The 12,408-nt window shown below is 72.0% G+C and carries 17 protein-coding genes; 2 read left to right on the top strand and 15 right to left on the bottom strand.

The genetic code is table 11. From position 1 onward, the window contains the following. The 3 genes from AOK22_RS08980 to AOK22_RS41365 all read right to left on the bottom strand — a co-directional run. The coding region (locus tag AOK22_RS08980) for an SDR family NAD(P)-dependent oxidoreductase (RefSeq protein WP_055698069.1) at positions 1-585 on the bottom strand (585 nt) is incomplete at its 3' end. Between the two features lie 82 nt (positions 586-667). After that, the gene (locus AOK22_RS08975; protein ID WP_055698068.1) at positions 668-1,333 is read right to left on the bottom strand and encodes a hypothetical protein; all 666 of its coding nucleotides are present in this window, start codon (positions 1,331-1,333) and stop codon (positions 668-670) included. After that, positions 1,330-1,488: a hypothetical protein gene (locus AOK22_RS41365; protein ID WP_157872204.1), complete on the bottom strand. Its 159-nt coding sequence runs from the start codon at positions 1,486-1,488 to the stop codon at positions 1,330-1,332. The genes AOK22_RS08975 and AOK22_RS41365 overlap by 4 nt, the downstream gene beginning before the upstream one ends. A 194-nt stretch (positions 1,489-1,682) precedes the next feature. Between AOK22_RS41365 and dapA the strand changes: the two genes are divergently transcribed. Beyond that, a complete protein-coding gene (gene dapA, locus AOK22_RS08970) occupies positions 1,683-2,597 on the top strand; it encodes a 4-hydroxy-tetrahydrodipicolinate synthase (protein ID WP_055698067.1) in 915 nt (304 codons plus the stop codon). Between the two features lie 65 nt (positions 2,598-2,662). Here dapA and AOK22_RS08965 read toward each other — a convergent pair whose 3' ends face one another. The 6 genes from AOK22_RS08965 to AOK22_RS08940 all read right to left on the bottom strand — a co-directional run bounded on the left by AOK22_RS08965 (position 2,663) and on the right by AOK22_RS08940 (position 7,222). Further along, a complete protein-coding gene (locus AOK22_RS08965) occupies positions 2,663-3,889 on the bottom strand; it encodes a WD40 repeat domain-containing protein (protein WP_055698073.1) in 1,227 nt (408 codons plus the stop codon). A gap of 2 nt (positions 3,890-3,891) precedes the next feature. Then, positions 3,892-4,446, bottom strand: a complete 555-nt coding sequence (locus tag AOK22_RS08960) for a SigE family RNA polymerase sigma factor (RefSeq protein WP_055698066.1) — start codon at positions 4,444-4,446, stop codon at positions 3,892-3,894. Between the two features lie 146 nt (positions 4,447-4,592). Continuing rightward, complete coding sequence (locus AOK22_RS08955; protein ID WP_237773175.1) at positions 4,593-5,204, bottom strand: hypothetical protein; 612 nt, start codon at positions 5,202-5,204, stop codon at positions 4,593-4,595. A 61-nt stretch (positions 5,205-5,265) separates the two neighbouring features. Continuing rightward, positions 5,266-6,255, bottom strand: coding sequence for a 2,3,4,5-tetrahydropyridine-2,6-dicarboxylate N-succinyltransferase (gene dapD, locus AOK22_RS08950; protein WP_055698065.1), 990 nt, complete (start codon positions 6,253-6,255; stop codon positions 5,266-5,268). Between the two features lie 101 nt (positions 6,256-6,356). Beyond that, a complete protein-coding gene (locus AOK22_RS08945) occupies positions 6,357-6,905 on the bottom strand; it encodes a TetR/AcrR family transcriptional regulator (protein ID WP_055698064.1) in 549 nt (182 codons plus the stop codon). Then, positions 6,902-7,222 (bottom strand): DMT family transporter, encoded by a 321-nt coding sequence (locus tag AOK22_RS08940; RefSeq protein WP_055698063.1) that lies wholly within the window; start codon positions 7,220-7,222, stop codon positions 6,902-6,904. The genes AOK22_RS08945 and AOK22_RS08940 overlap by 4 nt, the downstream gene beginning before the upstream one ends. An 8-nt stretch (positions 7,223-7,230) precedes the next feature. On the opposite strand from AOK22_RS08940, the gene AOK22_RS08935 reads away from it, so the two are divergent. Next, positions 7,231-7,971 carry a DUF7847 domain-containing protein gene (locus AOK22_RS08935; protein WP_157872203.1) on the top strand — a complete coding sequence of 247 codons (741 nt, stop codon included), beginning with the start codon at positions 7,231-7,233 and terminating at the stop codon, positions 7,969-7,971. 91 nt (positions 7,972-8,062) lie between these two features. Here AOK22_RS08935 and AOK22_RS08930 read toward each other — a convergent pair whose 3' ends face one another. The 6 genes from AOK22_RS08930 to sufD are packed head-to-tail and all read right to left on the bottom strand — an operon-like array spanning position 8,063 to position 12,408. Further along, a complete protein-coding gene (locus tag AOK22_RS08930; protein WP_030687191.1) occupies positions 8,063-8,401 on the bottom strand; it encodes a metal-sulfur cluster assembly factor in 339 nt (112 codons plus the stop codon). Further along, a complete protein-coding gene (gene sufU / locus AOK22_RS08925) occupies positions 8,398-8,871 on the bottom strand; it encodes a Fe-S cluster assembly sulfur transfer protein SufU (protein ID WP_055698061.1) in 474 nt (157 codons plus the stop codon). The genes AOK22_RS08930 and sufU overlap by 4 nt, the downstream gene beginning before the upstream one ends. A gap of 16 nt (positions 8,872-8,887) precedes the next feature. Continuing rightward, positions 8,888-10,144 (bottom strand): cysteine desulfurase, encoded by a 1,257-nt coding sequence (locus AOK22_RS08920; protein WP_055698060.1) that lies wholly within the window; start codon positions 10,142-10,144, stop codon positions 8,888-8,890. Next, a complete protein-coding gene (gene sufC / locus AOK22_RS08915; RefSeq protein ID WP_055698059.1) occupies positions 10,141-10,905 on the bottom strand; it encodes a Fe-S cluster assembly ATPase SufC in 765 nt (254 codons plus the stop codon). Before sufC ends, AOK22_RS08920 begins: the two co-directional genes overlap by 4 nt. Positions 10,906-10,912: 7 nt before the next feature. Beyond that, positions 10,913-11,230, bottom strand: a complete 318-nt coding sequence (locus AOK22_RS08910) for a bifunctional 3-phenylpropionate/cinnamic acid dioxygenase ferredoxin subunit (RefSeq protein WP_055698058.1) — start codon at positions 11,228-11,230, stop codon at positions 10,913-10,915. Continuing rightward, positions 11,227-12,408: a Fe-S cluster assembly protein SufD gene (sufD, locus tag AOK22_RS08905; protein ID WP_055698057.1), complete on the bottom strand. Its 1,182-nt coding sequence runs from the start codon at positions 12,406-12,408 to the stop codon at positions 11,227-11,229. The genes AOK22_RS08910 and sufD overlap by 4 nt, the downstream gene beginning before the upstream one ends.

The following is a 12,408-nucleotide window of genomic DNA, read 5'->3' as shown; positions in this document are numbered from 1 at the left end:
GCCGGGCGCGACCGCGTTGACCCGCACGTCCGGGCCGAGCGTCTTGGCGAGCAGCTTGGTCAGGTGGTTCACGGCGGCCTTGCTGACCGCGTAGGGGATCGAGCTGCCGCCGGGGCGCACGCCCGCCTGCGAGGAGATGTTCACGATGCTGCCCGCGCCGCTCGCCCGCAGGTGCGGAACGGCCGCGGTGACCGTCTGCCAGACGCCGATGACGTTGATGTCGTACAGCTCGCGCCACACCTCGGGGCTCGCGGCCGCGAAGTCGTCGTGGTCGATGAACCGGGTGGCTCCAGCGCAGTTGACCAGGATGTCCAGGCGGCCGTACGTGTCGACGGCGGTCCGCACGAGCCGCTCGGCGTCGGCCTGGTCGGCGACGCTGCCCTGGACGTAGACGGCGTCCGGGAGTTCGGCCGCCAGCTTCTCGCCCGCCTCCACCGAGCGGGCGGAGTTGACGACGACGCGGACGCCCGCGGCGGCCAGGCGCCGGGCGACGGCCGCGCCGATCCCCGAGGAGGACCCCGTCACGAGGGCGACGCGCCGCTCGGTGCCGTGGGTGGTGTCGCTGTCGTTGGTGCTGTTGTTCATCGAGCCTCGAGCCTCTGTGTCCGTCCGGCCTGTCGGCGCCCGCACCGATCATGCCAGACGCCCCACCGGGCCCCACCGCGCGTCAGCCCCGCGGGTCCTCGCCGATGCGGCCCAGCTCGGACTGGAACCAGTCGAGGCGCGCCTGGAGCAGCGCGGCCTCGGCCATCAGCTCGGGCATCCCGAGCCCCGTCAGGCCGTCCCCGGACACGAGCGGCGGCGCCGCCACGACCCTCAGCCCCTCCCCCGCGATCCGCTCGAACTCCGCGACGGCCACGGCGACCCGCGCGCCCCTGCACCGCCCGCACGCCGCCTCGAGCACCCGCCACCCCGGCCTGCCCCACCCGGCGTCCGCGAGCAGCGAGGCCGCGGCGCCGCACTCGCAGGGCGGCACCGTCGCGGTGCGCACCCGCTGCCGGGCGTACCGGTAGCCGCGTTCGAAGCGGATGTAGGCGCCGAGCACCGTCACGTCGAGCAGGGCCGCCTTGCGGTGCTCCGCGGTGCACAGCAGACCCTCGGCGGTGGCGCGGTCGTGCACGCAGTGGAAGCCGCAGTCGCAGCGCCGGTGCGGGGCGCGGTGCCGTCGGCCGTAGACGCAGCCCGCCTCGTCGAGCACCCCGTACGGCAGGCCCGCGCCGAGGGAGACGCCGGTGAACCCGGCCCGGGTGCCGTCGTGGGACAGCACCGGGCGGGCGATCTTGTATCCGGTCGGCGGCTCCGTCGGGCGTTCCTCGGGGAGCCGCAGCCTCACCGGGCCGCCGCGGCCTCGGCCGGCCGGGGCTCCTCGGCCGACTCCCGGGTCCGCGGGTCCGGTTCGGGCACGGACGCCCCGTACTCCTGCGCCTGTTCGTCGTGGTGCGGCCGCTCTTCGGCGATACCGGTGGCGAGTGCCTTGCCGAGCCTCATGGTGCCTCCTGGGGGACCGACTGGGACCGACTGTTCCGCCATGGTGGCGCATACGGGGGCGAGTTGGCACCCGTGCCCGCGCCAATCTCGCGCCCCGTCCCGGGCCCGCCCGCGCCCACCTCGTAGCGTTCCTGAGCGTTACCTCGTAGGAGAATTAAGTGGAGCTTCAGCACGTCCGTGCCGAGACTTCCCCCATGACCCCTGCGCCCTCCCGTCCCACCGCCCCCTTCGGCCGCGCCCTGTGCGCGATGGTCACGCCCTTCACGGACGCGGGCACCCTCGATCTCGACGGCGCCCAGCGGCTGGCCGACCACCTGGTCGCGGGCGGCTGCGAGGGCGTGGTCCTGTCCGGTACGACCGGCGAGTCGCCGACCACGTCCGACGCCGAGAAGGCCGCGCTGGTGCGGGCCGTGGCCGAGGCCGTCGGCGGGCGCGCGTCCGTCGTCGCGGGCGTCGGCAGCAACGACACGCGGCACACCGTCGAGCTGGCCCTCGCCGCCGAGAAGGCGGGCGCGGACGGCCTGCTGGTGGTCACGCCGTACTACAGCAAGCCGCCGCAGGACGCCGTCGAGGCGCACTTCCGCGCGGTCGCGGACGGCTCCGGGCTGCCGGTCCTGCTGTACGACATCCCGGGCCGCACCGGCACCCGGATCGCCCCGGAGACGATGCTGCGTCTGGCGGACCACCCCCGGATCGTCGGCGTGAAGGACTGCGCCTACGACCTCCTCGGCAGCCAGCAGGTCATCTCCCGGACGGAGTTGGCGTACTACGCGGGCTGCGACGAGTTCAATCTGGCGCTGTACGCGGTGGGCGGCGCGGGATACGTCAGCACGGTGTCCAACGCGGTCCCCGGCCACCTGCGCGCGGTCCTGGACGCGTTCGACGCGGGCGACACGGCGGCGGCGACGCGCGGCCAGCTGGCGGCCACCCCGCTGATCGAGCTGATGATGGCCTCGGGCCTGCCCGGCACGGTCACCGCGAAGGCGCTGCTCGCCGCGCTCGGCCTGCCCGCCGGCCCGGTGCGGCCACCCCTGCTGCCCGCCGGCCGCGAGGCGACCGACGGGCTGCGCGCGGCGTACGAGGAGCTGCTGCGCGGGGCGGCCGTCTGACCGGCCCCGCGCGAGGGGCACGGCTCACCGCTCAGGACAGCACGCCGCTCGGCACGGCAGGTCACTCAGCGCCGTGCGAAGAGCGGCGTCCAGCGTCCCGACGAGCCGTCCTTCGGGGTGCGGTAGCCGCTGAGCGGGACCGTCTTCTTGCTGCCGATGGTGACGAGGACGAGCCGCTGGCGGTACTCGTTCGTGCCGGGCGCGATGTCCCAGGCGATGAGCCGCTCGTCGTCGGCCCAGGCGAGCAGCTGCTGGCCCGGCACCTTGGCGACGCGCCTGCCGGTGCGCGGGTCGAGGACCTCGGTGGCGGTGGTCTTCGCGCCGCCCGCGAAGTCGCCCGCGGCGAGCTTCCCGCTCGGCGAGAGCCCGGCCTCGACGAACCAGGTCACGTGCTTCTCGTCGGCCGGGGTGCCCGTCTCGCGGCCGCGGACGTCGTAGTACCGCTGGTGCGGCGCGGAGGTGAGACCCGTGTAGACCAGGGATCCGTCGCGGCTGAAGGCGAAGTCCTGGCGGGTGTTGATGTCCGAGAGGCCGAACTCGCCGCTCTTCGTGCGCACCTTGCTCCAGCGCGCGTCGCCCGACGCGACGTCGACGACGTAGAAGCCGGTCCTGCTGGGCTTGCCGGGGCCCGGCACCTCGCGCTTGCCGTCGTGGATGGGCCGGTCCTTGTCGAGCCGGTCCGGGTCGTCCGCGTACGTCGTCGCGACGAGCTTCCTGCCGTCGGGCGAGAACGCGACGCCCGCGACCCCGCGGTCCGCCGGGATCCAGCGCTCGACCTTGCCGGTGGCCAGGTCGAGCAGGCCGATCCGCCGGGCGGGCAGGCCGCGTTCCAGGACGGCCGCGGTGCGCAGGCCGGGCGCGACGGCGAGCCACGACCAGCGCGAGTCCTTGCGGTAGGTGCCGGTCCGCACGTCGAGGAGGTGGTAGGTGCGGGTGACGAGGACGTCCCCGTCGGGCTGCTTGACGCGCTCGCTCGTGCTGTACGCGGCGAGCGCCGTGTCCCCCGCGGCGATCAGCTCGCGAGGCGGCGTCTGACCGGGGTGCCCGACGACGTCCCCGGTTCTCGACTCGCCGGCCGGGCGGGTCTCGCGCCCGGCCTGGTCCGGGGCGAGGGCCGGCACCGCGACCGCGACGACGGCCGCCGTCACCGCCGCGAGCGAGGCGCCCGCGATCGTCCTGGTCCTGCGCCGGCGCCGTACGGCGAGGATCCGGTCGGCGAAGTCCCCCGGCAGCGGAGCCTTGTCCTCCGCCTGCTCCCGCAGCGTGTCGCGCACCAGCTCTTCCACGTTCACGGTCATGCCTCCACGGGCGAGTAGTCGGGGGACGCGGGACGGGTGCCGGAGCCGGGACCGCCGAGCTGCGCCAGCTCGGGCGCGAGGTCCCGCAGGCGCGCCAGGGAGCGGTGCGTCGTGCTGCGCACCGTGCCGACGGAGCAGCCGAGGAGCGCGGCGACCTCCCCCTCCGGCAGGTCCTCGAAGTAGCGGAGCACGAGCACGGTGCGCTGGCGCGCGGTGAGCCGGGCGAGCGCCCCGCGCATCACGATCCGCAGCTCCGCGGCGGACGCGCCGTCCGCGGCGGCGGGGCTCTCCGGCGGCTCGGCGACGGCCAGTTCGCGCCGCGGCCACTTCAGCCGCCAGCGGCTCACCTGCTGCCGGTACAGGATCCGTCGTACGTACGCCTCCGGCTCGTCGATCCGCTGCCAGCGTCCCGCCGCCTTGACGAGGGCGTTCTGCAGGAGGTCCTCCGCCGCGTGCCGGTCGCCCCCGCTGAGCAGGACGGCGGTCTTCAGCAGCGCCGACGACCTGGTCTCCACGAAATCCCGGAAACTCTCCTGCTCCTCGGCATTCATCGTCACCTTCGCTCCCCGGTGGGCCTGTTGCCCTCCCTCATGGGTGAGGACGAGGCCGGACGGGCCCCGCTATGCCTGTGGCCCGAAAAAACGCCGGAAGCGGCCACTCCGAGCGAGTGGCCGCTTCCTTCGGCGATGAGCGCGCGTCAGTGCGCGGCGGGGAAGCCCGTCCCCTTGGTCCAGCGCAGCGTCTTCCCGCCCCCGCTGAACGTGACCTTCTTGCCGCCGGACGCGACGGCGATCTTCTCCCAGCCGTCGAAGTCCTTCGTGAGGTGCGTGTCCCACGTGGTCAGCGGGCCCACGGCCACCGCGGCGACGGACTCGGTCGGCGGCTCGCCGTCGGCGCAGTACACGCCGAAGTCGCCGAAGGCCGCGACGGTGCCGTCCTTGGCCTTGAGCGTGATGCCCTGGCAGGCGTCGGTCTTCGCCTTGTAGACGACGGCCGGCTTGGACCAGCCCCGGGCACGCGGACTGTAGTCCTGGACGTACAGCTTCTTGTCCCGGAGGTAGTGCATGGCCACGCGGCGCCCGTCGGCGAGCCTCACCTGCGCGTTGAACGGGCTCGGGCTGCCGCTCCAGGGGATGTCGCTCTTCCGCAGCGGGTAGCCGTGGTCGCCCGTGGCGACGGCCCGGCTCACCTGCTGCGCGGCTCCCTTGCCGGTGTCGCGCGGCTGCCCGGCGCTCTGGCCGCACCCGGCCACGAGCCCGAGCACCACCACCGACCCCAGGGCCAGGCCCCGGATACCCGCTCTGCGCATGTTCTTCCCCCGTGTTCCGTACGTAACGGTCCGCGCCACCCCGGCGGGGTGGCCGCGTCCCTCAGTTGTGGCTGTGCAGGACCTCGTTCAGGCCGCCCCACACCGCGTTGTTCGGGCGGGCCTCCACTGTGCCCGTGACCGAGTTGCGGCGGAAGAGGATGTTCGAGGCGCCGGAGAGCTCGCGGGCCTTCACGATCTGCCCGTCGGGCATCGTGACGCGCGTGCCGGCCGTGACGTAGAGGCCCGCCTCGACGACGCACTCGTCGCCGAGCGCGATGCCGACGCCCGCCTCGGCGCCGACCAGGCAGCGCTCGCCGATGACGATGCGGACGTTGCCGCCGCCGGACAGGGTGCCCATGGTGGAGGCGCCGCCGCCGATGTCCGAGCCGTCGCCGACGACGACGCCCGCGGAGATGCGGCCCTCGACCATGGAGGTGCCGAGCGTGCCGGCGTTGAAGTTCACGAAGCCCTCGTGCATGACCGTGGTGCCCTCGGCCAGGTGCGCGCCGAGGCGGACGCGGTCGGCGTCGGCGATGCGGACGCCCTTCGGGGCGACGTAGTCCGTCATGCGCGGGAACTTGTCGACCGAGGTCACCTGGAGGTGCAGGCCCTCGGCGCGGGCGTTCAGGCGGACCTTCTCGACGTCGTCGACGGCGACCGGGCCGAGCGAGGTCCAGGCGACGTTGGCGAGGAAGCCGAACTGGCCGTCCAGGTTCACGCCGTGCGGCTTGACCAGGCGGTGCGAGAGCAGGTGCAGGCGCAGGTAGACGTCGTGCGCGTCCAGCGGCTTGTCGTCGAGGGAGGCGATGACCGTGCGCACGGCCACGACCTCGACACCGCGCCGGGCGTCGGGCCCGATCGCCTTCGCGGCGCCCTCGCCGAGCAGTTCGACGGCGCGCTCGGCGGACAGCCGCTCGGAACCGGCGGGACCGGCGTCGGCGACGAGCTCGGGCGCGGGGAACCAGGTGTCGAGAACGGTGCCGTCGGCGGTGACGGTGGCGAGGCCTGCGGCGACGGCGCCGGTGGTGCGAGAAGCAGTGGTGTCGGTCATGGGTGAAACCTAACCGGAGGGGCGCCGCGCGAGCGAACCGGTCTCAGGCTCCGGTCGGCGGGTCTGCAGGCCGGTGGGCCGCGACGGGCCGCCCCGGCCCCTCAACCCCCCGAAGCGAGAATCCGCCCCAGCATCTCGCGCGCGTGCGCCTCGTCGTACTCGACGCCCGTGAGCAGCACCTGCAGACAGATGCCGTCCATCAGGGCGATCAGGGCGCGGGCCGTGTCCGGATCGGTGCGGCGGACCAGGAGGTCGGTGACGCCCTCGCACCACTCGACGGCCACGGGCCGCAGCGCGGGCCTGCGGACGGCGGCGAGATAGAGCTCGTACTCCAGCTCGGCCCCCGCGCGGCCCGCCGCGAACCACTGGCCGAGCAGCCGCGCGAGCTCCGCGGCGAGGTCGGCCCGCGGGTCATCGAACGCGCCGCTGGCCGCCATGGCCTTCGCGAAGCCCTCGTTGGCCTGGCGCAGGGCGGCGACGAGGAGTTCGTCGAGCGTCGCGAAGTGGTACGTCGTCGAGCCGAGCGGCACGTCCGCCTCGGCCGCGGCCGAGCGGTGGCTGAGGCCCGCGATGCCCTTCGCGCCGACCACCCGGATCGCCGCGTCGATGATCCGCTGCCGGCGCTCGGGGTCGTAGCGCCGCGCCCTCAATGCGCGCCGCCCAGATTGAGCACGACGACGCCCGCGATCACCAGCGCGATCCCGGCGACCTTGACCATGCTGGTCGACTCCCCCAGGAACAGCATCCCGATCGCGGCGACGGCGGCGGTGCCGATGCCCGCCCAGATCGCGTACGCCGTGCCCACGGAGAGCGTCCTCAGGGTCTGCGCGAGCAGCGTGAAGGCGAGCAGATAGCCGGCGACCGTGATCACCGAGGGCCACAGTCTGCTGAACCCCTCGCTGTACTTCATGGCGGTGGTCCCGGCCACTTCCGCCGCGATGGCGCCGGCCAGCAGTGCGTATCCCATGCGTACGAGTGTACATATCGCCGCCCGCACCCATACCGGAACCGGGGAAACCGGCGACCTGCGCGGCCACCCTGCACGAGGCGGTGCTCGGTCGGCCCGCTCCCTGGCGCGCGGTCTGGCGCCGGGCCTGGTCCCGCACCCCGTCGGTGGCCGGCGTGACACTGCTGCTCGGCCTGATCCTGCTCCTGCCGGTGACGGCGTCCGTCCTGTTCTTCGTCTCCCTCGTCCTGCTGTTCCTGTCGCAGTCGGTGGTCCCGTTCGGCCTCGTCTTCCTGCTGGCGCTCGTCATGTTCCCGCTGGCGGCCTGGCTGTACGTCCTGTTCGCCTTCGCCCCGGCCGCCGCGGTCCTGGAGTCGGCGGGCCCGCTGACGGCGCTGCGCCGCTCCGTGCGGCTGGTGCGGGGGTCCTGGTGGCGCACGTTCGGCATCTCGCTGCTCGCCGCGTTGACGGTGGGCATCGTGGCGATGGTGTTCCAGCTGCCGCTCCAGCTCAGCGCCCCGCGGCCGACCCCGGTCGAGCCGGGCACCGCACCCTCCACGGTGCTCCTGGACCAACTCCGTTCCCAGTCCGGCCTGTACGCCGTGGTCGGCATGGCCGGCACCCTGGTCACCCAGCTGATCGCCGCGGTCTTCCTCCCCCTGGTGACGGCCCTGCTCTACATCGACCGCCGCATCCGCACCGAGGGCCTGGCCCACACCCTCACCGAGGCATCCACCCGCACTCCGGCTCCGGAGCCCTCGGTCCCGTAGCAGAACCGGGTCCGGTGAACCGGGCCCGACGCCACGAGAAGGCCCTCCGCACCGATGGTGCGGAGGGCCTTCTCGTGGCAGAAATGCTCGCTCAGACGTTGAACCCGAGCGCCCGAAGCTGCTCGCGCCCGTCGTCCGTGATCTTGTCCGGGCCCCACGGCGGCATCCAGACCCAGTTGATCCGGAGTTCGTTGACGATGCCGTCCGTGGCGGACTTCGCCTGGTCCTCGATGACGTCGGTCAGCGGGCAGGCCGCGGACGTCAGCGTCATGTCGATCGTGGCGATGTTGGCGTCGTCGACGTGGATGCCGTAGATCAGACCGAGGTTGACGACGTCGATGCCCAGCTCGGGGTCGACGACGTCGTACAGCGCCTCGCGGACCTCTTCCTCCGAAGCGGGCTTCGTGGTCAGGGTCTCGTTCTCGCTCATGCCGTCTTCCTTTCAGCGGCCCCGTCGTTCTCGCCCAGCGCCTGAGCCGTCGCGTCCTTCCACGCCATCCAGCTCAGCAGGGCGCACTTCACCCGCGCCGGGTACTTGGAGACACCGGCGAACGCCACGGCGTCCTCCAGGATCTCCTCCATCGCGTCGTCCGGCTCCAGCTTGCCCTTGGACTGCATCAGCTCCAGGAACGTGCCCTGGATCTGCTGCGCCTCGGCGAGCTCCTTGCCGACGAGCAGGTCGTTCAGGACGGACGCGCTGGCCTGGCTGATGGAGCAGCCCTGGCCCTCGTACGACACGTCGGCGATCGTCGTCCCGTCGTACCTGACGCGCAGCGTGATCTCGTCGCCGCACGTCGGGTTGACGTGGTGCACCTCGGCGTCGCCATCGCGCAGACCACGCCCGTGCGGGTGCTTGTAGTGGTCCAGGATGACTTCCTGGTACATCGAATCCAGCTTCACGTTCCCAGCCAGCCCCTCAGCCGAAGAAGTTCCGTACGTGCTCCAGGCCGTCGACGAGGGCGTCGATCTCGCCGGGCGTGGAGTACAGATAGAACGACGCTCGCGTGGTCGCGGGAATTCCGTAGCGCAGGCAGACGGGACGCGCGCAGTGGTGGCCGACACGCACCGCGATGCCCTGCTCGTCGAGGACCTGGCCCACGTCGTGCGGATGGATGTCGCCGAGCGTGAAGGAGATCGCGGCGCCCCGGTCCTCGGCCGTCGACGGACCGATGATCTTCAGGTCCGGGACTTCCAGGAGCCGCTTGACCGCGTACTCGGTGATCGCGTGCTCGTGCGCGGCGATCTTGTCCATGCCGATCGCCGACAGGTAGTCCACGGCCGCGCCGAGGCCGACGGCCTGGGAGACCGGGGGCGTGCCCGCCTCGAACTTGTGCGGGGCGGGAGCGTACGTCGACGAGTGCATCGACACCGTCTCGATCATCTCGCCGCCGCCGAGGAAGGGCGGGAGGTCCTCCAGGAGCTCCTGCCGTCCCCACAGGACGCCGATGCCCGTCGGGCCGAGCATCTTGTGGCCGGTGAAGGCCACGAAGTCGGCCTGCAGCGCCTGCACGTCCAGCGGCATGTGCGGCGCGGCCTGCGAGGCGTCGATCAGGACGAGCGCGCCGACCTCCTGGGCGCGGCGCACGATCGCCTCGACCGGATTGACCGTGCCCAGGATGTTCGACACGAGCACGAAGGAGACGATCTTCGTCTTCTCCGTGATGATCTCGTCGATGTTCGAGAGGTCGAGCCGACCGTCGTCGGTCAGGCCGAACCACTTCAGCTTCGCGCCGGTGCGCTGCGAGAGCAGCTGCCACGGAACGATGTTGGAGTGGTGCTCCATCTCCGTGATGACGATCTCGGTCTCGTGGTCCACGCGGTAGGGCTCGTCGGCCCAGCCCAGCATGTTCGCCACGAGGTTGAGCGACTCGGAGGCGTTCTTGGTGAAGATCACCTCGTCGCGGCTGGGCGCGTTGATGAACTCCGCGACCTTGTCACGGGCGCCCTCGTACAGCGCCGTGGCCTCCTCGGCGAGGACGTGCACGCCGCGGTGAACATTGGCGTTGTGCTGCTCGTAGTACTCGTTCAGTACGTCGAGGACCTGGCGCGGCGTCTGGGAGGTCGCCGCGTTGTCCAGGTACACGAGCTTCTTGCCGTCGTGGATCCGGCGATCCAGGATCGGGAAGTCCTTGCGGATCGCCTCGGTGTCGAGGAGGCCCGGCAGCTGTGTCACGAAGATGCGCCACCCTTCGTGTAGGCCTCGTAGCCCTCGGCCTCGAGCTTGTCGGCGAGCTCGGCGCCGCCGGACTCGGCGATGCGGCCGTTCGCGAAGACGTGCACGAAGTCGGGCTTGATGTAGCGCAGGATGCGCGTGTAGTGCGTGATCAGCAGGGTGCCGACCTCACCGGTCTCGCGGACGCGGTTGACGCCGTCCGAGACCTGGCGCAGGGCGTCGACGTCCAGGCCGGAGTCCGTCTCGTCGAGGATCGCGATCTTCGGCTTGAGGAGCTCCATCTGGAGGATCTCGTGGCGCTTCTTCTCACCGCCGGAGAAGCCCTCGTTCACGTTGCGCTCGGCGAAGGCCGGGTCCATCTGGAGCTGCTCCATCGCGGACTTGACCTCCTTCACCCAGGTGCGCAGCTTGGGGGCCTCGCCGCGGATCGCCGTCGCCGACGTGCGCAGGAAGTTGGAGACCGAGACGCCGGGGACCTCGACCGGGTACTGCATGGCGAGGAACATGCCGGCGCGGGCACGCTCGTCGACGGACATCTCCAGGACGTCCTCGCCGTCGAGGGTGACGGTGCCCTTGGTGATCGTGTACTTGGGGTGGCCCGCGATGGAGTAGGCGAGCGTCGACTTGCCGGAGCCGTTCGGGCCCATGATGGCGTGGGTCTCGCCCTGCTTCACGGTCAGGTCGACGCCCTTGAGGATCTCCTTGGTGGAGTTGTCGGCCTCGACGGTGACGTGCAGGTCCTTGATTTCAAGCGTTGCCATGGGTGCCTCAGGACTCCTGGGAGAGGGAGACGAGCACGTCGTCCCCTTCGATCTTTACGGGGTATACGGGGACGGGGCGCGTCGCGGGAAGGCCGGACGGCTTGCCGGTGCGGAGGTCGAACGCGGAGCCGTGCAGCCAGCACTCGATCTGGCAGTCCTCCACCTCGCCCTCGGAGAGCGAGACGTTCGCGTGCGAGCAGATGTCGTGGATCGCGTACACCTCGCCCTCGGTGTGGACGACCGAGACCGGCGTGCCGTCGAGTTCCACCCGCTTGGGGGTGTCCTCCTCCAGCTCGCTCAGTCCGCAGGCGCGTACGAAGGTCATGCGACCGTCGCCTCCAGCTCCTGCTCGATCTTGGCGATCAGGCGCTCCTCGACGTCCGGCAGGCCGATCTGCTGGACCAGCTCGGCGAAGAAGCCGCGGACGACCAGGCGGCGGGCCTCGTCCTCCGGGATGCCGCGCGACTGCAGGTAGAAGAGCTGCTCGTCGTCGAAGCGGCCGGTCGCCGAGGCGTGGCCGGCGCCGACGATCTCGCCGGTCTCGATCTCCAGGTTCGGCACCGAGTCGACCCGGGCGCCGTCGGTCAGCACGAGGTTGCGGTTCATCTCGTACGTGTCCGTGCCCTCGGCGGCGGCCTCGATGAGGACGTCGCCGATCCACACCGCGTGGGCGTCGTCGCCCTGGAGCGCGCCCTTGTAGACGACGTTCGACGTGCAGTGCGGGGTGTTGTGGTCGACCAGGAGGCGGTGCTCCTGGTGCTGGCCGGCGTCGGTCACGTACAGACCGAAGAGCTCGGCCTCGCCGCCGGTGCCCGCGTAGTTGACGCGCGGGTGGAGGCGGACCAGGTCGCCGCCGAAGGTGACGACGACGGACTTGAAGGAGGCGTCGCGGCCGACCAGCGCGTTGTGCTGGGCGACGTGCACCGCCGTGTCGTCCCAGTCCTGGACGGAGACGACGGTGAGCTTGGCGCCGTCGCCGACGACGAAGTCGACGTTGGCGGCGAGCACGGCGTCACCGGTGTGGTCGATGACGACCAGGGCCTCGGCGAACGCGCCCAGCTCGATGACCTGGTGCGCGAAGGCGGTGCCGCCCTCGCCGTGCACGGCGATCCGGATCGGCTCGGTGAGGACCGTCTCCTTGGGGACGGTGATGACCGAGGCCTTCTCGAAGGACGAGTACGCCTGGGCGGCGACGCGGTCGACGGGCTTGCCCGCCTTGCCGACGCGCGCGTCGTCCCGGCCGACGGTCTCCTGGGTGACGCCCTCGGGGGCGACCACCTCGACGCGGATGCCGCCGTCGGCGACCGCCGTGCCGTCGTGGAGCCCGCGCAGGCGCTCCAGCGGCGTGAACCGCCACTCCTCCTCGCGGCCGTGGGGGACCGGGAAGTCCGCCACGTCGAAGGACGGGGGCGCGCTCATGCGGGTGGCGACGGTGGACTCGGCGGCCACCGCGATCGATCCGGCGGTGGTCGAGCCCACCGGGATGTTCTGAGCCTCAGCCAT

The organism is Streptomyces silaceus (assembly GCF_001419745.1).
Classification (GTDB): domain Bacteria; phylum Actinomycetota; class Actinomycetes; order Streptomycetales; family Streptomycetaceae; genus Streptomyces; species Streptomyces silaceus.
This window is presented reverse-complemented; position numbering and strand designations above follow the sequence as displayed.

Coding starts and splice junctions, on each gene's coding strand:
- dapA (WP_055698067.1), top strand. CDS start 1,683: ATGACCCCTGCGCCCTCCCGTCCCACCGCCCCCTTCGGCCGCGCCCTG.
- AOK22_RS08910 (WP_055698058.1), bottom strand. CDS start 11,230: ATGACCTTCGTACGCGCCTGCGGACTGAGCGAGCTGGAGGAGGACACC.
- sufD (WP_055698057.1), bottom strand. CDS start 12,408: ATGGCTGAGGCTCAGAACATCCCGGTGGGCTCGACCACCGCCGGATCG.
- dapD (WP_055698065.1), bottom strand. CDS start 6,255: ATGACCGACACCACTGCTTCTCGCACCACCGGCGCCGTCGCCGCAGGC.
- AOK22_RS08955 (WP_237773175.1), bottom strand. CDS start 5,204: ATGCGCAGAGCGGGTATCCGGGGCCTGGCCCTGGGGTCGGTGGTGGTG.
- AOK22_RS41365 (WP_157872204.1), bottom strand. CDS start 1,488: ATGAGGCTCGGCAAGGCACTCGCCACCGGTATCGCCGAAGAGCGGCCG.
- sufC (WP_055698059.1), bottom strand. CDS start 10,905: ATGGCAACGCTTGAAATCAAGGACCTGCACGTCACCGTCGAGGCCGAC.
- AOK22_RS08940 (WP_055698063.1), bottom strand. CDS start 7,222: ATGGGATACGCACTGCTGGCCGGCGCCATCGCGGCGGAAGTGGCCGGG.
- AOK22_RS08960 (WP_055698066.1), bottom strand. CDS start 4,446: ATGAATGCCGAGGAGCAGGAGAGTTTCCGGGATTTCGTGGAGACCAGG.
- AOK22_RS08930 (WP_030687191.1), bottom strand. CDS start 8,401: ATGAGCGAGAACGAGACCCTGACCACGAAGCCCGCTTCGGAGGAAGAG.